Origin of the sequence: Paenibacillus cymbidii (assembly GCF_004764705.1) — a bacterium.
Taxonomy (GTDB): Bacteria; Bacillota; Bacilli; order Paenibacillales; family NBRC-103111; genus Paenibacillus_AN; species Paenibacillus_AN cymbidii.
In genome coordinates this window covers 108,779-131,290 of sequence record NZ_SHLX01000009.1, presented here as the reverse complement: position 1 = coordinate 131,290, position 22,512 = coordinate 108,779, and the positions used below count along the sequence as shown (strand labels likewise).

The following is a 22,512-nucleotide window of genomic DNA, read 5'->3' as shown; positions in this document are numbered from 1 at the left end:
GGCGAAATAAGGCTGATTTCAGCCTTACAGCAGCGCCGCGCAAGGGGCTTTTTGCGATAAACATCCGGGGTTACTTTCTCCCGCATATGGGCCACTCCGGGCCGTCGTCTCCACCAGCCGGCGCTTACTCTCCCGAGGCGGCTTCTCCCTGCCGCTCGAGGCGCAGCTCCACCCAATGAATCGTTGCCGAGGCCGGCCCCTCTTCCGCAATACACTGAAGATCAACGAGCTGATAGCCGTTCTTCAGCGCGCCAGCAGGGACGGCATAAGCATAAACCGCCCCGTCCGGCTTCGGCGACGGCAGCTCGACCGCAATGCCCGCCCCGCACGCTTCCCCGTTCGCGTAGATCCGCAGTTGCCCGTTGCCGCCGCGCCATTCCGCCGCGACAATTACCGACGCCCGCTCCCCCAGCTCCGGCTTCGGGCCGAGCGGAATGCGCACCTCGCGCTGACGGCCGTCCGCCAGCTCAATGGGCAGCGCCGCGGCGTGCGGTTCCCCGGGCGCCCAAGTGTCCGCGTACGTGAGCACATGGCGCCGCGGCTTGCCCCGCAGCGTGGCAAGCTCCCCCGCCTCCCGCAGCAGCGCGGGATAATGGTGCAAATCCGAAATGGCCGTGTGGTCGTCCATATAATTGAACAAATAAACGCGATCGGCGCCGCGCGAGAGATACGAAATCGCCGCCCCGCGCACCGTTTCCAGCGTGTTCGTCTGCCGCAGCGGGCTGGCCGGGTAGGCCCGGATCAGCAATTCAAGCCCAGCGGCCAACAGAACGCCGGTGCCTTCAAGCAACTGCTTCCACAGCTCGATCGGCATATCCGTTTCCGACGTCTCCCAGAAGGGCGTCGGCACGAGCATGTCGACGAGCCCGTCGCGTGCCCAACGCACCGCGTCCATGCCGAGATCGAACGCCGTCTGCGGCCGCGAAGGCACGCGGCAGCCCAGTTTGATACGAACGCCGCGCTCCGCTCCCTTGCGATCGAGCAGCTCCCGAACTCGGCGTACGAACGCGCTCAGATGCGCCCGGCCTTCCTCTTCTTCGCCCGGCCGGAAATGAAACGCAAACCGCATCCAGTCCAGCTCTAGCCCGTCGAAGTCGTATCGTTCCGCCACCTCCTCGATCAACCGGTAATGATGCTCGCGGACATCCGCCAGCCCGAAGTCGAACGCCTTGTCCGTCCATGCCGCGAAACGGTGCCGCACCCGCCGCAGCTCCGGCCGATCGCGCCAGAAGCCGGCGATGAGCGGGTGGGACTCGTCGTCGACGCAGTGCACGTCGTTCATGCGCACCGATACCCACGGCGACATCCCTTTCTCCCGGGCACGCTCCAGCAGAATGCCGCAGAAATCGAGTCCGTCCTGCTTCATCTTCCAGGCGCGGTGAATCCATGCCCGGGTCACGGCGCGGGATTCGGCCGGCAAGCTGCGAAACAGCGGCTGGTCGTCTCCCGCTTCAGGCTCGTAGCCGGTCCAGAACGAGTCCCACACCCGGCTGTCGAACACCGTACGCATCGCGTTCACATTGACGAGAAATTCGTTTACCTGGGTATCCCCATATTGATCGACGAGCGCTTCGACATCCGCGCGCGACACTTCGCGATCGCGCCGGCTATGATAAAAGTGATTGTTGTCTTCGTTCAGGCACAAACCCGCCATATCGTCCCACTCCCTAATCGCGTCGCGGCTTCCGCCGTCATCCTTTGATCGAACCGGTCAATACCCCTTTGACGAAATGCTTCTGCAAAAACGGGTATACCAGCATAATCGGCAATGTCGTCACGATGATGACGGCTGCCTTGACGCTTTCCGCCGTCGGCTTCTCCGACAGGCTCGCTATCACCGACTGGTTGATGTCGACGGTGCTGTACTGCAGCACGATTTGCCGCATGATCGCTTGTACCGGCAGCTTGTCGGTGTCGTTGATGTAGATCATCGCGTCGAACCAGGCATTCCAGTGGCCAACCGCGTAGAACAGCCCGATCGTGGCGAACGTCGGCAGGCTGAGCGGGAACACGATGCTGATCAGCACCCGCAAGGGCGTTGCGCCGTCGATCGTGGCCGATTCCTCCAGACTGTCCGGCAGCTGCGAGAAAAAGTTTTTCATAATGATCAAGTACCAGGCGCTGACCAGTCCCGGTATGACCATGACCCAGAACGTGTTGGTTAAATGAAGCCCCTTCATGAGCAAATAATGCGGAATAAGTCCGCCGTCGATCAGCATCGTGACGAACACGAGAGCGATCACCGCGTTGCGTCCGGGCAATTGCTTGCGCGCGAGTCCGTAAGCCATCATGGCCGTGACGATTAAATTGAGCGATGTGCCGATCACCACGCGCATAATCGTGATATAGTAGGCGTGATACAGGGACGATGTGCCGCTCAGCAGCACCTTGTACGCCGTGAAGTCAAACTGGTGCGGAACGAGGATAAAGCTGCCCCTGCGAATCAGTTCGTTTTCGCTGACGAACGAGCTGGACAGAATGACCAGGAACGGGAGCAGGAACGACAGCGACACCAGAATCAGAAACAAATAATTGCCCGTTTGAAACAGCCGTTCTCCGAAAGCGGCTCTTTTTCGTATCATGTTCAGCCACCCTCTACCAGATGCCGTCTTGATTCAGCTTTTTTGCCAAATAATTCGTGCCGAGCAACAGCGCCATCGCGATCACCGACTTGAACAGGGCGACGGCGGTGGCGAACGAATATTGCATCTCCACCAGCCCCTTGCGGTAGACGTACGTATCGATGATGTCGGCGACCTTGTAAACCGGAGGCGAATACAGCAGAAAGATTTGCTCGAATCCCGCGTTCAGCAAGCCGCCCGCGGCAAAAATAAACATGATGACGATAACGAACAGAATGCCGGGGATGGTGATGTGCCAAATTTGCCGCAGCTTGCCCGCCCCGTCCACAACGGCCGCTTCGTACAGCTGCGGATCGATGCCGGCGATCGCGGCGAGATAGATGATCGTTCCCCAGCCGATTTCCTTCCAGATGCCCGTCGACACGAGCACGCTGCGGAAGTACCGACCGTCCCCGAGAAAATAAAGCGGCTCGAAGCCCAGCCTATGCAGCACCTCGTTGATCGTCCCGCCGTCCAGCGCGAATACGGTCGTCGTCAGCCCCGCCATCACAACCATGGAAATAAAATGCGGCAGGTAAGAAATCGTCTGCACCACTTTCTTGAAAGCGACGATCCGCACTTCGTTCATCAGCAGCGCCAGCACGATCGGGGCGGGAAAGCCGAACAGCAGCCGATACAAGCTGATGATCACCGTATTGCCGAGAATGTCCCAGAAATAATAGGATCCCGTAAACGTATGAAACTGCTTCAGCCCGACCCATTCCGAAGTGAAAATGCCGCGAAAGCCGTCGAACGGCGCCACATCCTTGAAGGCGATAATGATGCCGTATAGCGGCACATAATGAAAAATCAGAAAATAGAGCAAGCCCGGCGCGATAAGCGCATAGTACAGCCTGTTCTTGCGCAGGAACGCCATGATGCCTTGTCCGGCTCGCGCCTCCATCCGGTGCGTCCTCCTTTCCTTGGATAGCCCGCGGCGGCGTTACGCGAGAGGCGCTTGCGCCGCCGGGACATCCCCTTTTCGCCTAACCCTGTTACTTCGCCGCTTTCACTTTCGCATTCTGATCGGAGTAGGCTGCGATCCATTTGTCGAGCCCGGCCTTGTTCAGCTCCTGCAGGAACTTGTCATAATCGGACATCGGCCTTGCGCCCATGATGAATTTCGTCACTTCTTCTTCCATCATCCGGTTGAGATCGGTCAACGTCGGCACTTGCTGCGCAATCGCGGCATTGTCGTATTTGTACGCCTGTTCGGCGTCGCCCGGCATAACGGAGCGGCTCATGTTCGTAATATACTTGCGAATGTAATCAAATTGCGGCGCGTTGACCGGGTCCTTCGTTTCGAATTGCACCGTAAAGGCGAACGTTGCTCCGGCGACCATTTCGCCCGCGTAATCGGTGTTCAGCGTTTCGAGCACGTGGTTCTTCTCGTCGACGTAGCGCCAATGCTTGCCCTTGATGCCGTAGAACGCGAGGAGATAGTTCTCGATATCCGAATGCAGCCAATTGATGTATTTGATCACCGCTTCGGCGTTTTTCGAATTTTTGCTGATCGCCCAGCCGCTCGTGTCGATGCCGCCCGTGCTGGTGACATTGCCTTTCGGTCCTTTCAGCTCGGCGGCCACCTCGTACTTGGCGTTCGGCTCGTTCTGGTTAAGCGCACTGATATTGGCGGCGACAATCGAGTACCAGCCGGCAAACGATGCCGTACGGTTCTGCTTGATCAGCTCGACCAACCGCTCGTTTTTGGCGGAGAACGCTTCTTTGAAGATGTAGCCCTTCTGGTACCAGTCGGCCATCTTGGCGACGAAATCCTTGTAGCCCGGATGCATGACCGCCGGCTTCACTTTGCCGTCCGTATCGATCCAGTTGCCGTAGCCGGTGCCCATGAAGCCGGCGGCGAGGGAGCCGTTCAGGCCGGCCAGGTTCGTGACCAGCGGAACCGTTTGCCCGGAGCTGGACGGATCTTTCTCCTTGAACGTTTTCAGCACGTTTTCGAGTTCGTCGATCGTCTTCGGCATGGTCAGCCCATATTTCGTCAGCCAGTCCGTACGCAAATAAACCGTGTTGCCCGACAGCGCCGGAAGCCGCGGGATGCCCCATATTTTGCCGTCCGGCGTCGAAACGGCCTGCCACGAAGCGGCCCAATCCTGCGGCCACAGTTTTTTGATATTCGCCCCGTACTTGTCGAGCAGATCGTTCAACGGCATCAGTGCGCCTTTGCCCTGGAAATTGGGCACCTTGCCGGCCAGAAACACGTCAAGCGGCTCGTTCGAGGCAAGCAAGATGTTCAGCTTCTCCTCTTCCGTTCCTTTCGGCGGAATAATCGGCACGACCTCAATGCCGATCTTGTCGATGATCGCCTGTTTGACGAGCTCGAGATCCTCCGGCTTGCTCTGTTTCGTTTGCGACACTTGGCCGCCGTTGGCGTAATAGTAAATTTTCTCTACCTTCTTCGGCGCGGCCGATTGCGCAGCTCCCGGAGAATTCGATGCCGCCGCGCCGCCGTTCTCTTTTTTGTCTGACGAACAAGCCGTGACGGAGACGGCGACAACGCCGGCCATGACGAGGGGGATTGTTTTTTTCAACATGCCTGGTGCCTCCCTTTGATTGATAATGCTCGGACATAACGTTGAACCTTGAGCCGCGGGTTCCGGAACCCGCCGTGCGGTTAACCATCCTCATCGTAGCCGGCGTTCCGCCGCCGCGAAAGGCCTTATTCTTGTTCGGCCGTCCCCGAATATGACGCAGGTCAGAAACCGGGCATCCCGGCAAAAAAGGGTGGATCGCTCCACCCTCACTATTCGGCATCGGCAGTATGGCCGTGCATTTTGCGAAACTCTCCCGGCGTCGTGCCCGTGCATTCTTTAAACAGCTTGATAAAATAATTCACTTTCACGTAGCCGAGCCGCTCGCAAATGTCTTTCACCATCAAATCGGAGCCGAGCAGCAGCGACTTGCTCTTCTCGATGCGAACCGCCGTCAGGTAGGCCATGAACGTCTGCCCGGTCTTCTCCTTGAAGCTGCGGCTGAGATACGATGGGCTCAAACCCAGACGCTCGGCGATTTGCGACAGCGAGACGTTGTCGCCGCAGTCCCGCTCGATGATGGCCAGCACTTCCTGCACATGCCGGCTGGACCGCTCCTCTTGCGCTTCGCCAATCGAATCGGTCATCGTATCCACAATGGCGGAGAACCAGGCACAGATGTCGTCAAAATCGCTCTTCTGCTGCAGCTCCGCATACAAATTGTGCTTCGCCTGCATCGTCTTCTGCAGATCGAGCTTATAATGTGCCGCCGTATCCAGCAGGCCGACCAGCAGCCGCATCCATAATTGCTGCGCCTGCCGGAACTGCGCCTTGCCCCCCTGCCCTTGCGCCGCTCCGCCGAGCATCTCGTTCAGCACGCGTCGCGCTTCCGACTTGTCGCCGGTCTTGATGTAATGCTGCAGCGCTTCTTCCTTATCCTTCGGGTAATAGAAGCCGTGGCCGTTCTCCGGCCGGACGTCCTCGATATAAATAACGTCGCCCTGGCCGGTCATATCGCGGTAGCCAAGCGCTTCCGCCGCCTCTTCATAGGCACGGGGCACTTCCGTAATCTCGCGGCAGTAAGTGCCGATGCCGACCGAGCAGTTCAGCCCGATTTCCTCGCGGATTCCCGAACGGATTCGCTCGGCGAGCGCGAAGCTCTCCTTGAAGCGCTCCTCCCGGCAGTTGACCAGCAGCGCAACCGTATCTTCGCCCAGTTCGACGAGCAGCGCGCCCGCTTGGCCCGGAATGGCGACGATCCGCTCGATCGTTTCGATGGCCCGCAGCTTGATCATGTTGCGCCACTCCACGTCGGTGCGCCGGCCCTGCGGCTCTTCGGCCATAATCATGAGCAGCGCAATGCCCTGCAGGCCGAAATCGATCTCGAGAAACCGCATGCGTTCGCTGATTTCTTCCTTGGAATACGTTCCCGCTTTGATCAGTGTGTGCAGAAACTTCTCCCGGTACGCCGGCAAGCTTTCCTTTAACCGGACCTGCAAGCTTTTGCGATCCTCGTATGCTTCCATCAGCCCGTTGCGGATCGTCTTCAGCTCGCCTACTTGCGATTTCCCGGCGGTGGTGGAGGAAGTGCCGCGGTTGCTGGCGACGAAATGCAGCAAATGCCGAATCGGATTGTAAATATGGCGGCTCGTCAAAAACGCCAGCAGCGCGGTTGCCACGAACAGCAGCAAGCCAACCGTCATCATAATGCCTCGCAAATTGTCGATGCTGGTATAGAGCACGTCCAGATCGGTCAGGCTGACGAATGTCCAGCCGAGGCGAGCGGACGTCGCGGATGTCGCCATCAGCCGGTAATTGTCCAGGCGAATTTCCGTTTCCTGCCCGGTTCCTTCCAGCAGCGCCGACTCCCGCAGCTCGCGATCGGCCGAAACGGCCAGCTTGTCGTCCCGATCGTACAGCATCAGCTTGCGCCCTTTGGAATAGACGGAGAAGCTGCCGCTCGTCTTGCCGTCCAGCTTCTTGACGATATTGTCGTAGACAAGCTGCGCATCCAGATTAAACACGACCAGGTTGTCTTCGTTGCTCGATTTGAACACGATCGGAATGACCAACTTGCGGGTACCGTTCAGCTTCTCCGCGTTGCGCACGTCCATAATAATCGGATACGCGTAATTTTGATCCGTCAGCCCGACGTTCCAGTCCTTGTCGTAAAATCGGTCGGCCGGGAACTGCAAATCGTTTTGCGTCAGCATCATATTTTTCGAGCGGTCGAACATGTAGACGGAATCGATGAAACTGCTCGACATCCGCAGGTTGTCGATATTGAAGCTCAGCTTCGCCTTGCTGGACAAATATTTCTGCAAACCCGGCATATCCTCCGCGTTGAAGGCGCCCGTCAACTGCTCGTAATATTCGCCGCGGGGAAACTGTGCGTAGTCACGATACGTGCTGTCGGTTATGAACTGCATGAAGCTGTTGCCGATCTGATCGATGACCAGCTCCATCGCATGGACCGACTTGTGCAGCGAGGCCAAATTCGCCGCCTGCAGCTCGGCTTTCATCGTCGACCGCGTATTTTGATAAAACAGCAAGCTTAGCAGAAGCAGCGGAACCACGGAGACCAGCAACGTATGCGTCACCAGTTTGATCAGAAAATTTCTCCCCTTGGATGCCCGCATCAATTTATGAAGCATAACCTCCCGCTCCTTTCGCCCGCTTCGGTAAAGTCGATTATAGCACATGGATTGTAACCGCATACAGCTTGGAAAAGCGGCTTCCCGCCGCATGACAAAAATCAGGCATCGCGAAAAAATGGGGATATTGGGGGTTCACAAGCAAAACCTGCGCTGGTTGCGCGCGCCAAGCAAAAACAGACCTCGCTTCCGCGTAACGGCGGACCTCGAGATCTGTTTTCTGCATCATCTATCCATCAAGCTGCCGCTTCAGCGAAACTGCCTGCGCATCTCGCGATTCATCCCGGCCGTGCTTTCTTCGAACAGCTTATCCCAATCCTTCTTGTACCTGTTGTATACGAGCGGGTATTTCCGTTTCAACCGACTGATGCCACTGGCGTAGGCTTCGTCAATTTGATCCAAACTCCGCTGGAGTTGATTGATCATGTCTTCGATTTGTTCGGCACCCTCCATATCGCCGCACTCTGACTGAAACCATCCATGCGCCTTCAAGCCAACCAACGGAAACAGCTCCTCGTCGCGGTCCATCCGATCCAACTCTTTTTCAATCCGCGCCATGTGCTGCAAGTCGCGCCGCCGCGCTTGAAGGTCCGGGTCCTTCGGGTTGACCAAGTAAGCCAGTTCGGCGAAAAGCTCGGCCTCGCGGAAGCGTCGCACCTCTTCGTATTCCGCACATTCCTCCATCAAGGAGGCGATTATGTCTTCCTTCTCTTCCTCATCCGTGAACGTTCGCAGAAACTTGCGGACTTTCGCTTGCAGTTGCCCCCAATACGACCATTTCTCCAGATCGATCATGATATTGATCCAATCGATGAACCGCTGCAGATGCTCCGGGCGATACGCTTCGGGGTCGGGGATCGAACGGCTGATCGTCTCCCATGCCTCTTGCTCTCTCCCCAGCTCCCGATAGACGGCCGCCGATAAACTTGCCATCCTGTGCGTATGAGAAGGATGCTGCTGCCTGGCAAACTCGATTGTCTCCAGCGCCTGCTGCGGATAATTCTGCTCCAGCAGCAAACTGGCCTTCGCTCCGAGCAAGCCTACTTTTTCTTCTTCGCTTGCAAACCGCTCGTAGGAATGATTCCAATGGAGCTGCGCTTTATCCAGGTCTTCCTGCAGGAGCGCGTGAAGCGCGCACACGAACCGCACAGCAGCGTTGTCGGGAGCGATCTGAATCGCACGTTCCAACAAGGGGGCCGCCTTCTCAAACCGCTGTTCGCCGATGTGTTCCATCGCTTCGTTCATGATGCCGTCCAGCTTATCGCCGTATTTGCGCATCATGTCGTACTCGAGGCGTTTCGCCGGATCGCGCAGCGTGTCATAGGCGCGACGAATCGCCTGAAACTCCTCGGGGTGCGTTTCCGGCGGATGCTGCTTGACCAGCGATACGTAGCTTTGGCGAATCGATTGCTGCGTGGCGTTGGCCCGCAGTCCCAGCGTCTTGTAATGATTCTCAAGCTTCGGCTTGCTTTTGCGACCTCGCTTCCGCTTGGCGGTTTCGATCGATTCCATCCTTCTCCCCCCCTTAGAACTCAAGCTCGATCAAGTCGTCCGTCGCCTGATTCACCGCTTCCTCCAGCGCTTCTATGGCGTCCGAATCGGCAAGAGCTTCCCCCAGCGCCTGTACGATCGCTGCGGCGCGTTCCCGGCCGGCAGCGTCCGGCAGCGTTTGCGCCAGTTCGTTCGCCCGTTCCCGCAGACGTTGTGCCTCTTCCTGAAGTACGCCCGGCTCTTCCTCGCCATCCGCATCCTCTTCCGACTCCGGTGCGGACAAGCCGTCGAACCAGTCTTCCGGCACTTCGTCGAGCTCCTCTTCATCGTCGAAATCGAATGCGTCGTCCGCCGACTCGTCGTCCTCGTCAGCGGCGTCCTGCCACAGCCGGTTCAACCGCTCGGCACTTTCCGCCAGCTCTTCCGGCGAATTGCGGTTCAAGGCGTCCTGTACCGTAACGGTCATCTCTTTCCCTGTCGAGACGCACAACGCGGTCACTTCCAGAATGCCGTTCAGATTATAACGGAAAGTAACGTCAATCGCTTCTTGATGCTTCGAATTGGCCGGCACGCCGTCCAGCAGAAACTCGCCAAGGCGATGGTTATGGCGCACCCATTCGTGTTCGCCCTGGTAAATTTCGATCGATACTGCCTGCTGGCCCGGAACCGTAGTCGAATACCGCTCCGTACGCGTAACCGGGATCGTCGTGTTGCGCGGGATGATAGCCGAAAACCCGCCCGGCCGCATGCTGGTGCCATACTCCCTTTCTTTCATCACCGCAATCCCCATCGAAAAAGGCGCCACATCCGTCGCTACCAATCCGCTGTCCGCCAGGGCGCCCGACTTCAGCCCCGCCTGAACCGCGGCGCCGAGCGCCACCGCTTCGTCCGGGTCGATATCGGCGCGGGGCGCTTTGCCGAAACGCTCGCGAATCAGCTCTCCCACCCGCGGAATGCGTGTCGAACCTCCCACCAGCAGCACTTCGTCAATCGCTTGCGGCGTCAGTTCGGCATCCGCAATGACCCGATCGACGCTGGCCATCGTTTCCGCCAAGAACGGCTCGATCAACTCCAGGAATACGCTGCGCGTCACTTCCGCCTGCAAACCGATCGGCCGGTTGTCCTTCACCGTAACGAGAGGCAGAGACACCTGAACCGTTTCCGCTGCGGACAACTCCTTTTTCACCCGTTCGGCCTCTTGCTTCAGCAGCGCCTTGGCGCGAATATCCTCGCGCGGATCGACGCCGTTCTCCGCAATCATTCGTTCCGCAAACCAGTCGACCAGCTTCCAGTCAAAATCTTCCCCGCCCAGAAAACGGTTGCCATGAGACGCTTTCACTTCCAGCAGGCCGCCGATCATTTCGACAATCGACACGTCGAACGTCCCACCGCCGAGGTCGTACACGAGCAGATGGCGGTCTTCTTCCATATTCGCCAGTCCAAAAGCCAGCGCCGCGGCGGTCGGCTCGTTGATAATACGCTCTGTCACGAAGCCGGCCAATTCTCCCGCTTCCTTGGTCGCCCTGCGCTGCTCGTCGGTAAAATACGCCGGAACCGTAATGACCGCTTCCTTCTCGCCTTCCCCGTACAACGCGTCTACGTATCGTTTCAGCTCACGCAGGATCGTCGCCGATATTTCCTGAGGCAGCAGCTCCTGCCCGCCCAGCGGAATTCGTTCCTCCGCCCCCATCTTGCGTTTCACCGCCGCAATCGTACGATCCGGCATCGCTACCAGCGAGGCGCGCGCATCTTCGCCGACTACGACCTTGCCCTGCGGATCGATCAGCACAACGGACGGAATAATGCGTTCTCCTCGCGGCGAAGCGATGATTTCCGGCTTTCCGTTACGAATATAGGCAACCGCCGAGTTTGTCGTACCCAGATCGATACCGACTATGGGACGAAATCGTGCTTCCTTCTCCACAATCATCATCCCCTCCCTATCCTTCGGAAATCGTAATCACTTGCGCTTTGCGGAGCAACCTGCCATCGCCCGTCACAAACCCCCTTCGCTCCACCGCCACCACTTCGTACGGCACGGTATCGCCGGTCCGGTCTAATTCATCCGCCTTCCCGGCAACCCGACGCTCCTCGCGTGTCGTTGTGGCAACCGCTTCCGCCACGCTCGGGTCGAAGCTGCGCCCGAGCACGTGCAGCTCGCGAACCTCCATCCCGGCGAGCAGCGCAAGCACCCGATCGGACCATTGCCGAATCACATTCGACCATGCATCCATTTCCGTTCCTTGCAGCCGCGTTCGCGCCAAGTCGAAATCGTCGAGCAGTCGGATCAATTCCTGCATGCCCGCTTCTTTCTCGCGAATCAGGTTGTCCAGTCGAGCTCGTTCCTCATCGCGTTCCGTCAGACGATTCGCCAGCGCGTCGATCCCGCCGCCAAGGCGGTCCATTTTGGCCAGCGTCTCCTGTCCGGACTTGTATTGCACGCGGGAGAGCTTGCCCAGTTGTTCCGCCATCATCTCGCCGAACGCTCCGAGCCGCTCGTCCCACTGCCGTTCCAGCCGCTCTACCGCTTCCAGCTCGGCTGATTTTTGTTCGTTCTGCCGCTTTCTCCACATATTCCACATGACGCCGATTCGATCTCCTTGTCTTTTCGTATCGATTTCGACCGTCAGCTTTCCTCCGGCTTCGTGATCTGGTGCCGCAGGTAAGCATCGATCAGGAAGTCGATTTCGCCGTCCATGACCGCGCCGACGTTGCCGGTTTCCGCCAACGTCCGATGGTCCTTGACCATGCTATACGGGTGGAACACGTAGGAGCGAATTTGGCTGCCCCAGGCGATGTCCGACTGCTCGCCGCGAATTTCCGCCAAGTGCTTCAGTTGCTCTTCGATCTTCTTCTCATACAGCTTCGAGCGCAGCACGGTCATGGCCCGTTCGCGGTTTTTGATCTGGGAGCGTTCGGTTTGGCACGTGACGACGATCCCGGTTGGAAGGTGCGTGATGCGTACGGCCGAGTCGGTCGTGTTGATGTGCTGCCCGCCGGCGCCGCTGGAGCGGTACGTGTCGATTTTGAGATCCTCCGTGCGAATGTCCACTTCGACATCGTCGTCGATTTCCGGCACCACGTCGCAAGACACGAAGGATGTATGCCGACGGCCGGACGCGTCGAACGGGGAAATGCGCACAAGCCGATGCACGCCTTTCTCCGTCTTCAGGTAGCCGTAAGCGTTGTAGCCTTTAATCAGCAGCGTGACGCTCTTCACGCCCGCTTCGTCGCCCGGCAGGTAGTCGAGCACCTCGACTTTAAAATCGCGCTTCTCCGCCCAACGGCGGTACATCCGCAGCAGCATTTCGGCCCAGTCCTGAGACTCCGTGCCGCCCGCGCCGGGGTGGATCTCGAGGATCGCGTTCAGGCGATCGTACGGCTGACTCAGCAGCAGCGTCAGTTCATAAGCTTCCAGCTTCTTCATCAGGGCGCCGACGCTCGTTTCCAGATCTCCGACCATCGATTCGTCCTGCTCTTCTTCCATCAGATCGAGCATCAGCTGCAGCTCTTCGTAATCGTTGTTCAGGCCGTCGAAATCTTCGACCACCGACTTGATCGCGTTCAGCTCGCCAATCACTTTTTGCGCCCGTTCGTTATCGTCCCAAAAATCGGGAGCGCTCATCTTCTCCTCATAATCGGCAATTTGCTCCAATTTGAGATCGAGGTCAAAGAGACCCCCTAAGTTCCGTTAGTCGCTTTGCCGCTTCCCGCAAATCCTGTTTCGCCCTCGTATCGATCATGATGCCACACCTTTCCCGTTGTCTAAAATGAGCCGGCCGCAGCGCGCCGCGGCCGATGGATTCTTTTTATTAGCGTCCGTGACACATCTTGTACTTCTTGCCGCTGCCGCAAGGGCAAGGGTCGTTTCGGCCGACTTTGTCCTCGACGCGAGTCGGCTTCTTGATGACGGCTTCGCCCGAATTGACCGACGTTTCCTCGGCCACGGCTTGGCGCTCCACATTTTGCTGCACATGAGCTTTCATAATATACGTCGCGACTTCTTCGTGGATGCTTTCGATCATCGTCTGGAACATCTCGAAGCCTTCGAACTGGTATTCGCGCAACGGATCGGTACCGCCGTAAGCGCGCAAGTGAATGCCCTGGCGCAGTTGATCCATCGCGTCGATATGGTCCATCCACTTGCTGTCGACGGCGCGCAGCGCAACCACTTTCTCGAATTCGCGCATCGTCTCCGAGCCGATCGCCTCTTCGCGTTCGGCATACAGCTGCTCGACGAGCGAATAGATATATTCGACCATCTCTTCTTTCTCTTTGCCCCACAGCGCGTCTTTGTCCAGCATGCCTTCGTTCAGGAACGTCGCATGCGCGTACTCGACGATCGCTTGCAGATCCCATTCCTCCGGAACCTGTTCGTCCGGGCAATGCGCCGCGACAATCCGCTCGATCACCGGCTTGATCATGCCGTGGATGATATCGCGAATATCGCTGGATTCGAGCAACTCGCGGCGCTGCTTATAAATGATGCCCCGCTGCTGGTTCATCACGTCGTCGTACTGCAAGACCACGCGGCGCACGTCGAAGTTGTTGCCTTCGACCCGCTTCTGCGCGGATTCGATCGCTTTGGTGATGAGCCGGCTCTCGATCGGCTGGTCTTCCTCGAATCCGAGCCGTTCCATCATGCCCATGATGTTGTCGGCGCCGAAACGGCGCATCAGCTCATCCTCAAGCGAAATATAAAATTGCGACGAACCCGGGTCGCCTTGCCGGCCGGCACGACCGCGCAGCTGGTTGTCGATCCGCCGGCTTTCGTGGCGCTCCGTACCTATAATATGCAGCCCGCCTAGCGCCGGCACGCCTTCTCCGAGCAAAATGTCCGTCCCGCGGCCCGCCATGTTCGTTGCGATCGTCACCGCGCCAGGTTGACCGGCCAAAGCGACGATTTGCGCTTCCTCGGCATGGAACTTGGCGTTCAGCACCTTGTGGCTGATGCCTTTCTTCTTCAGCATCTCCGACACGCGTTCGGAGTTTTCAATCGATACCGTACCGACGAGCACCGGCTGATTGTTTTTGTGCCGCTCGACGATCACGTCGACAACGGCGCGGAACTTGCTGTTCTCCGTCTTGTAGACGATATCCGGCATGTCGGTGCGGATCATCGGCCGGTTCGTCGGCACCACGATAACTTCCAGGCCGTAAATTTTCTTGAACTCTTCTTCTTCCGTCTTCGCCGTACCGGTCATGCCCGCCAGCTTCTGATACATCCGGAAATAGTTCTGGAACGTAATCGTCGCCAGCGTCATGCTTTCGTTCTGGACCTTCTGGCCTTCCTTCGCTTCGATCGCCTGGTGCAGCCCGTCGCTGTAGCGGCGGCCGGTCATGAGCCGTCCGGTGAACTCGTCGACGATGACGACTTCGCCTTCCTGCACGACGTAATCGACGTCCCGCTTCATGATGACGTGCGCCTTGAGCGCTTGCGTAATGTGATGGTTCAGCATCACATTCGCATGATCGAACAAATTTTCGATGTTGAACTGATTCTCCGCCTTCTCCACGCCGGCTTCGGTCAGCATGACCGTCTTCAGCTTCACATCGACCGTATAGTCATCTTCCTCGCGCAGACGGCTGACGAATCGGTCTGCAGTCAAATAAAGCTCCGTCGATTTGGCGGCTTGTCCGGAAATGATGAGCGGGGTCCGCGCTTCGTCGACCAGAATCGAGTCCACTTCGTCGACGATGGCAAAATTAAGCGGCCGCTGCACCATATGCTCCTTGTAGAGCACCATGTTGTCGCGCAAATAGTCGAAGCCGTACTCGTTATTCGTCCCGTAGGTGATATCGCAGGCGTAAGCCGCCCGCTTCTCGTCGTGGTCCATCTGGTTCAGGTTCAGCCCGACCGTCATGCCGAGGAAATTGTATACCTGGCCCATGACCTGGCTGCCGACCGTGGCCAAATAATCGTTCACCGTGACCAGATGCACGCCCTTGCCGCTGAGCGCATTCAAATAGAGCGGAAGCGTCGCGACGAGCGTTTTCCCTTCCCCGGTCTTCATCTCGGCGATGCGCCCTTCATGCAGCACCATGCCGCCGATCAACTGCACGTCGAAGTGGCGCATGTTGAGCGTCCGTTTTGCCGCTTCCCGTACCGTGGCGAACGCCTCCGGCAGCAAATCGTCGAGCGTTTCGCCCTTCTCGTACCTTTCTTTATATTCATCGGTCTTCGCGCGAAGCTGCTCGTCCGACAACGCTTGCATCTGCGGCTCCAACCCGTTGATCTCGTCTACCGTGCGCATCATCTTTTTGATTTCACGTTCATTGGCATCGCCAAATAGTTTTCTTACGAGTCCAAGCATGGATGTGCCCCTTCCCCAAAAACTTAGTTTGCATAAATTGTATCAGTTTGATGGGGGAGTAGCAACTGTAGCGGAGTTGCTTGACCATCGGCATAAAAAAACAACCCTTGCAAGGAAAATCCCTGCAAGGGTTGTCGAATCGTTTTTACTCGCCAGCTTTTACAGTGGTTTTGCTGAGCGTGATCGACTTGGCTTTGATAACTTGACCTTCTGCGTTGACTTCGTACAGTGCGATGTATTTGTTCGTTGTTGCGTCTACGCCTACGACATCAGCGCCGGAGGTGTAGTCAGCCACGTTCACCGTTTCCGGTTTCGCATCGTACAGCTTCAACAATGTAGGCGTTGTGCTGCCGTATACGATTTGCCATACGTTCGCAGCGTCGGCTTTAGGAGTTGTAATCGTGATTTTCGTCGAATTGGCTGCAGTGCCCGCCGCTGCTGTTGCAGCGATCGTTCCGGCGGATTTGGTCGATTTGGCTACCGACACGCTAGGAGATACCAAATCGTTGTAACCGGTCGATTTGGCGCCGATTACGTAGCTGCCAACCGGAAGCGAACCGGCCTTGATGGTGAGCTTGCCGGATCCGTAAGTATAATCCGTAACCGCCAACGTGAAGACATCACTACCGACTTTATACGTTACTTCTGTAACACCCGTGTGGAACTTCTTGGCCGGGTCCTTGAATGTAATGTTGAAGTCGGTGCCAACATTGGCGTTGGTCGGGACTTTGTAGTCGGTCAATGTGACTTTGCTGATCGTTGCAGATTTTTCCCCGACATTGCCGGCTTTATCTTCGGCGCGAACGACAATCGTCGAATCCGGTTGAGCCGAAGGCAACTTCACGCTAAACGTCGGGTTGCCGTTCTTGGCAGCTTTGGAAACACCCGATCCAAGCAAGGTATACGTTCCGTCAGTTACCGAGAATACGGAAATCGCGTAACCCGCTCCGTAAACGGTACCCGTGATCGTTGTCGTTTCCCCGGCAATGGTTTCCGGAAGAACGATGCCTGGGAAGTCCGGGTTGTTCGCCGTCTTCGTGCTCAGCGTATCGAGCGGAGCTGCCGTTTGACCTGCGGTTACGGTCAGGGAATACAACACGTTTTGGTAGTTGCTGTTCGCGCCCGTTACGATAAAGTCATATTTGCCCGAAGGTACGTATGCCTTGAACGCGCCCAGCTCGTTGGAGTAAGTGGTGTATGTAACGGAAGTGTTCTTCACGATCAGCTTGGCATCGTCCGAAACGCCGCCGCTGCCGTCCGTTACGATACCGCCAACTGCGCCGACTTTTTTCGTCGAAAACTCGTTGCTGTCGGCCCAGGTGAGCTTGGCTGTTTTCGCCTTGGCGCTGAACGACGTGATCGGCACCTTAACCGTAGCGTACTGAGTTTCGTCTTCGTTAACCGTAATGCTGTACGTGTCTTTCTTCGTCAAGTTGGTGATCGAATACTTGCCGCCGGATTCGGAAACGTTGTAGTCCGTATCTTTGGTAAGCACTTTGCCGCTGCTGTCCTGTACCACAACACTCAGTCCGGATCTTGTTTGCGTCAAAACTTTCGTGCCTTCATCGGCAAACTTGCTCACCGTCAAATCAATGGCTGCCGTAGTGACAGCTGTCGCCGCCAATACCGGCGCCGCCGGAATCGCGATTGCCGCAGCAAGCGTAAACGCCAGCAGCTTCTTGCTCAACAAGCCTTTCATGCACTCACATCTCCTTTTGTCGAATTCCTGAATAAATCGAAAGTCCTGCTCCCATTGTACCAGAAACGGTCATGAAATTGGATCCCCACGATTTATCGCGTAAAGCCGCCATTCTTAAGCTCGCGCTATTCCCGGTAGCGCGCGCAAATAAGCTGTCGTTCAAGGATCCCTCCTCCCCAAGCCTCTGCATCCATGCAGCTGTGAAACGATATTGCTTCCTGTTTCGACAAAAAAATAAGCGTGCGCATGTTTTGTCAAAACAGCACCTAATCTAACTATCGGAATCTGCCGACCGAAAAATTATACCAATCGTAAAAAAAATGCCCCCGACGGGGGCATTTTTCTTGCTAACTTTTTATTTTGTTAATTGCGCCACATAATTACGTTGGTTCTTTCCGGCGCTTCTAGGTAGCCGGCTCAATTAATCCGTATTTGCCGTCGTGGCGTTTGTACACGACATTCACCTTTTCGGTGTCGGAATTGGCGAAAACGAAGAAGCTGTGACCTACCATATTCATCTGCAGAATCGCTTCGTCGATGTCCATCGGCTTCAGCGTAAACCGCTTCGTACGAACCAGTTCGAACTCGTCTTCGTCTTCGTGCAGGTGAGACGGAATTCCTTCTATTTTAAACACATTCTTAAATCCGCTTTCCTGTCTGATCTTGCGATTGGCCTTGGTCTTGTGCTTGCGAATTTGACGTTCCAGTTTGTCCACGACCAAATCGATGGAGGCGTACATATCCGCGGCCCGTTCCTCCGCTCGGAGCATAAACCCCGTCAGCGGAATCGTCACCTCGACATTTTGCATTTCGCGCACCACGCCCAGCGTGACGCTAACATCGGAAACAGGGGGAGTTTCGAAATACCTTTCCAGACGGCTGAGCTTCTTCTCCACGTACTCTTTGAGCGCCTCGGTGACTTGGATGTTCTCTCCGCGAATGTTGAACTTCATAGGTATACCTCCTCCTTTCTCTTTCATTATACTTGATTTCGCCGCGGCGTTCAAAGCTCATTTACCATTCAATAACATGAAAAAAGCACCCCGAAATAGTCTTCGGGGTGCTGCTGCTAGCGTAGGTATCACCATCTATTCAAAGCGGCCGAACGCGGCCGTATGATTAGAGCTTAACGACGTTAGCTGCTTGTGGTCCGCGTGCGCCTTCAACGATATCGAATTCTACCGATTGGCCTTCTTCAAGTGTCTTGAAGCCTTCGGATTGGATAGCGGAGAAATGGACGAATACGTCTCCTCCGTCTTCGCGTTCAATGAACCCGTAGCCTTTTTCGGCGTTGAACCATTTAACCTTACCTTGCATGTAAAACATTCCCTTCGTCTTCAAATAAGTGTGCGAATTTCGCCACATCTCGAATATAGCATCCAGCCAATACGATTGTCAATTGGCTTGTGAAGCTGCGGTTACGTTGCCTTGTACGACCGTTCCGTTCGTTTGCTTTCCGGTTTCCCGGGGCTCGTTACGGTAACGTATACCTTCCCCGACGTCCCCAGCTGCGCCAGCGTCGCCGTGGCGGACGTCCCTGCCGCTACCGCGCCGCCGATCGGCATTTTATCGGATGAATTCGCGTAAATTTTGATCGCGTCTCCGGCAGTCAAACCGTTTACCGTAATCGTTTTGGCAATCGTATCGACCGCCATCGCTTCCGCCGCCGGGGCTGTGGACGTCTGCTCGGCGCCATATATTTTCCCGACTCGCGCGCTCTCCTGGCTCGTCGTGCCGGTAACCGTCACATACGCGGTTCCGCCCGCTTTGGCGAGATAAGCATACAGTGTCGCCGTTCCGCTCGACTCCGTCCCGCTCGCGATAGGATCGACCGACTTCGACGTCGCATAAACCTTGACCGTATCGCCCGCGGCCAGCCCCGATACCACAATCCGATCGAGCGTGCCTTCGCTGTTATTGTCGATCGAGATGTTGGCCAGCGTTGGCTTGGCGGCCGTCGCCTCGGCGATATACGTTTTTTTCAGCCGTTTGCTTTCGAGCTTGTCGGTTCCGGTAACGGCGACATAAACCGTGCCGTTCGCTTTGCCGAGCTGCTCAATGCTTACATCCGCGCTGCCTCCCGATGCCGTCGCGCTTCCAATCGCCGTCGTTGTCGTGTTGGTGGTGTACACGTTGACCCGATCGCCGTCCGTCAATCCGCTGACCGTCACATGATCGGCAATGCCGTAGACGTTGTTCGTAACGGTTACCGCTGCGGCCACTGGGGTGGCCGTTACCGGCTCGGCGGCAAATGCTTTGACCGTGCGCCCGCTCTCCGACTTGCCGCTAGCCGTCACACTGACATACACTTTGCCGGCCGACTTGCCGAGCTGGTAGACGGAAATCGTTACGGAATCGCCTGTCGTCACAACCGCCCCGGCCAGCGGCACCGGCGCCTTGGACGTGGCATACACCTTTACGAGATCGCCGGTCTCCAGCCCATTCACGGTTACGGTATCCATCGTCCCCGTCGGACGATTCGCCACAGCGATGGCCGAATCCGCCACGCCGCTGGCCAGTTCGGCCGCGACCTTCACCTTCAGCCGCTTGCTTGGCAGCTTGTTTTCATTCTGTACGGATACGTACACGGTAGCTGCCGTTTTGCTGAAGAACACCGGCACCTCCACGGTCGTGCCGCTCGTTACGGACGCCCACGCAAGCGGCGAAGCCGCTGCACTGGACGAAGCGAAGACATACACGGCATCCCCTACCGTGACATTGGAAACCGCCACCTTGTCCAGACTGCCGCCAGGGTTGTTGACAGTGTACACCGATGCCGTCACCGGAACCGCCGTCACCGGCTCGGCCGCATATGCCGCCGCCGTACGTTTGCTTTCCAGCTTGTCCGTGCTGGTAACGGACACATAAATTTTGCCTTTAGCGCTGCCAAGCTGCGCAATCGAAACGGAGGCAGTCCCGCCGGATTCGGTAGCCGAGCCCATCACCCAACCCGACGTTGCGCCTTCGTACACCTTCACGACGTCTCCCGCCGCCAGCCCCGATACCGTCACCTGATCGGCTTGATTGGCCGTCCCGTTGGTCACGGCGATGGCGGATGCCGACAACGTTGTTGACTGGACCGCATTTTTGTCCACGGCTACAGTCGCCTCGGCGGTATAAGAAACCGCGGTACGCGCGCTCGGACGTTTGTCGCCGCTCGTTACGGCCACATAAACCGTTCCCGCTTTTTTCCCCAGCTGTTCAATGGCGATCGTTGCCGTCGTGCCGGATGCCTCTGCAGTGCCCATGACGCGCAACGATGATTTGCTCGGATACACCGTTACGATATCCCCCGGTGCCAATCCGCTGACAGCGATCGTATCGGCCGTGCCTTCCGCCTCATTGGTCGCCGTGGCCGAAACCGATGCCGAAGTTTGTTCGGCCGTGTACGTTTTTTCGATGCGGGTGCTTTCGGCTTTGGGATCGGCAGTGACCGAAACAAACACTTTCCCGCTTTTCACTCCCAACTGCTGAACCTTGACAGTTGCCGTACTTCCTTCCGCGACCGTTCCGCCAAGCGGGAAAGCCCCTTTCGCTGTGCTGTACACCCGAACGATCTCGCCGGCGGACAGTCCGGTAACGACAATCTCGTCCGCCGTCCCCTCCGCATGGTTCGTCACCGTGACGCGGTCGGCCGTCAGCGCCGGCGTCGTTTCTTCCGCGGCATAAGCTTTGGCCGTACGCGGGCTTTCAAGCTTGCCCTGCTTCGTTACGGTGGTATAAACGCTGCCGGCTTTATTGCTCAAATACAAACTGACTGCGGCGCTGGTCTGGTCTTCGCCAACTTCGGCTTGCCCAAGCACAGCCGTCGACGATTTGGTTTCATAAACCTTAATGATGTCGCCTTCGCTCAGGCCGTCAACCGTTACGGTATCCAGCTCCGCTTCCACGCGGTTGACCACCGCAATCGAAGCCGCAGTCAATGCCGCGCTTACCTGTTCGGCAACATAAGCTTTGGCCGTTTTGGCGCTTTCCAGTTTGTTCGCTTCCGTCTGCGATACGAGAATGCTTCCTTTGCCTTTGCCCAGTTGGGCTACGCTCAAGACGACCGACGTCTCGTCATCGGCCACCGTTGCTTTGCCGATCGCAACGGCAGAGGCGGCAGCGTTATAGACCGTGACGACAGCACCGTACACCAAGCCGGTTACGGTTATCGTATCCGCTGTACCTTCGCGGTTGTTCTCCACCGTAATCGCCGAAGCCAGCGGCGCTGCCGTCGTCGGCTCTGCGCTGAACGACTTGGCGGTGCGTGGGCTTTCCGTCTTCGGCGCATTCGTCAACGTCACGTACAGACTGCCGGCGGTTTGCCCGATCTGCGTGATCGATACTTCGATGTCCGTTTCGCCGGCGGCAACGGTCGCAGCGGCCAACGGGACCGTATCGGTCGAATTGGCGTAAATTTTCACCACGGTACCTTCCGTTAATCCGGTTACCGTTACCTTGTCCGATGTCCCCCGCAAATTGTTATCGATCGTAATGTTTCCCGCAACAGGCGCCGTCGAAATGGATTCGGCCGCAAACGACTTGGCCGTGCGCGCCCCTTCCAGCTTCACAGGACTGGTCAGGCTGACATAAACGCTTCCCGCGGCTTTGGACAAATACAACGGGATATGGGCATAAGTGCTGTCCGTTATCGTCAGCGAAGCAATGGGATAAATCGACGTCTGCGTACTGTATACCTTTACCGTATCCCCGTCATCCAACCCGGCGACATGGACATAGTCCCACTCTTCTTCAATGTTGTTGTCAATCGTGATGTTGGTTGCGGAAATGGCAGCCGATATTCCTTCCGCCGTAAATTCTTTCGCCGTCCGCTCGCTCTCCGAATAGTCGCCGCTGCTTGTCACCGTAACGTACAAGGTGCCGCCCGCGGCTCTGCCGAGCTGGGTGATCGACACGATCGCCTGCGTACCGACAGCCGTCGCGCTGCCCCATAATTCGGCGCCGTCAGCCGACTTATATACGTTCACCAGATCGCCATCCTGCAATCCGGTAACCGTGACAGTATCATCCGTTCCCGTCGGATAGTTGACGACTGTGATATCGGAAGCCAGCGGCGCTTCTGTAGGAACCGGATCCGCTGCAACAGCCGCGCCTGTTGCTCCTGCGAACGTGTAGGCCAGCATGCTGGCGATAACGAGTTGTTTGACGGCTCGAAACCGCATGATGACACCTCCAAATCGATGTAGTTCTACTGGTTATATCGACAAGCGGGCTTGTTATTTGTATACCGGATGGAGGCCT

At 57.1% G+C, this 22,512-nt stretch carries 15 protein-coding genes; all 15 read right to left on the bottom strand.

The window, feature by feature from the left end; all coding sequences use genetic code 11:
• Positions 1–124 precede the first annotated feature (124 nt).
• Positions 125–1,654, bottom strand: coding sequence for a glycoside hydrolase family 10 protein (locus tag EXY20_RS14475; RefSeq protein WP_135552224.1), 1,530 nt, complete (start codon positions 1,652–1,654; stop codon positions 125–127).
• Between the two features lie 37 nt (positions 1,655–1,691).
• The gene (locus EXY20_RS14470; protein ID WP_135552222.1) at positions 1,692–2,582 is read right to left on the bottom strand and encodes a carbohydrate ABC transporter permease; all 891 of its coding nucleotides are present in this window, start codon (positions 2,580–2,582) and stop codon (positions 1,692–1,694) included.
• 13 nt (positions 2,583–2,595) lie between these two features.
• Positions 2,596–3,525: an ABC transporter permease gene (locus EXY20_RS14465; RefSeq protein WP_235885897.1), complete on the bottom strand. Its 930-nt coding sequence runs from the start codon at positions 3,523–3,525 to the stop codon at positions 2,596–2,598.
• A 91-nt stretch (positions 3,526–3,616) separates the two neighbouring features.
• A complete protein-coding gene (locus EXY20_RS14460; protein ID WP_135552220.1) occupies positions 3,617–5,173 on the bottom strand; it encodes an extracellular solute-binding protein in 1,557 nt (518 codons plus the stop codon).
• A 209-nt stretch (positions 5,174–5,382) separates the two neighbouring features.
• Positions 5,383–7,764, bottom strand: coding sequence for a helix-turn-helix domain-containing protein (locus EXY20_RS14455; RefSeq protein ID WP_167859223.1), 2,382 nt, complete (start codon positions 7,762–7,764; stop codon positions 5,383–5,385).
• Positions 7,765–8,013: 249 nt separating this feature from the next.
• On the bottom strand, positions 8,014–9,276 hold the full coding sequence (locus EXY20_RS14450) for a J domain-containing protein (protein WP_135552216.1): 1,263 nt from the start codon (positions 9,274–9,276) through the stop codon (positions 8,014–8,016).
• A 13-nt stretch (positions 9,277–9,289) separates the two neighbouring features.
• Entirely contained in the window at positions 9,290–11,179 is a 1,890-nt protein-coding gene (locus EXY20_RS14445) for an Hsp70 family protein (RefSeq protein ID WP_235885895.1), read from the bottom strand.
• Between the two features lie 16 nt (positions 11,180–11,195).
• A complete protein-coding gene (gene grpE / locus EXY20_RS14440; RefSeq protein ID WP_135552211.1) occupies positions 11,196–11,837 on the bottom strand; it encodes a nucleotide exchange factor GrpE in 642 nt (213 codons plus the stop codon).
• Between the two features lie 44 nt (positions 11,838–11,881).
• A protein-coding gene (gene prfB, locus EXY20_RS14435; protein WP_135552209.1) for a peptide chain release factor 2 occupies positions 11,882–12,998 on the bottom strand; the annotation gives its coding sequence in 2 pieces (ribosomal slippage) (positions 11,882–12,925 and positions 12,927–12,998; 1,116 coding nt in all).
• 69 nt (positions 12,999–13,067) lie between these two features.
• Positions 13,068–15,569: a preprotein translocase subunit SecA gene (secA, locus tag EXY20_RS14430; protein ID WP_135552206.1), complete on the bottom strand. Its 2,502-nt coding sequence runs from the start codon at positions 15,567–15,569 to the stop codon at positions 13,068–13,070.
• A 145-nt stretch (positions 15,570–15,714) separates the two neighbouring features.
• The gene (locus EXY20_RS14425) at positions 15,715–17,268 is read right to left on the bottom strand and encodes a hypothetical protein (protein WP_135552204.1); all 1,554 of its coding nucleotides are present in this window, start codon (positions 17,266–17,268) and stop codon (positions 15,715–15,717) included.
• Between the two features lie 4 nt (positions 17,269–17,272).
• Positions 17,273–17,431, bottom strand: a complete 159-nt coding sequence (locus EXY20_RS38915) for a hypothetical protein (protein ID WP_167859221.1) — start codon at positions 17,429–17,431, stop codon at positions 17,273–17,275.
• Between the two features lie 241 nt (positions 17,432–17,672).
• Positions 17,673–18,221, bottom strand: coding sequence for a ribosome hibernation-promoting factor, HPF/YfiA family (gene hpf, locus EXY20_RS14420; RefSeq protein WP_135552202.1), 549 nt, complete (start codon positions 18,219–18,221; stop codon positions 17,673–17,675).
• A gap of 166 nt (positions 18,222–18,387) precedes the next feature.
• Positions 18,388–18,585 carry a cold shock domain-containing protein gene (locus tag EXY20_RS14415; RefSeq protein ID WP_025847772.1) on the bottom strand — a complete coding sequence of 66 codons (198 nt, stop codon included), beginning with the start codon at positions 18,583–18,585 and terminating at the stop codon, positions 18,388–18,390.
• A gap of 101 nt (positions 18,586–18,686) precedes the next feature.
• Positions 18,687–22,433 carry a hypothetical protein gene (locus EXY20_RS14410; protein ID WP_135552200.1) on the bottom strand — a complete coding sequence of 1,249 codons (3,747 nt, stop codon included), beginning with the start codon at positions 22,431–22,433 and terminating at the stop codon, positions 18,687–18,689.
• Between the last annotated feature and the right edge of the window lie 79 nt (positions 22,434–22,512).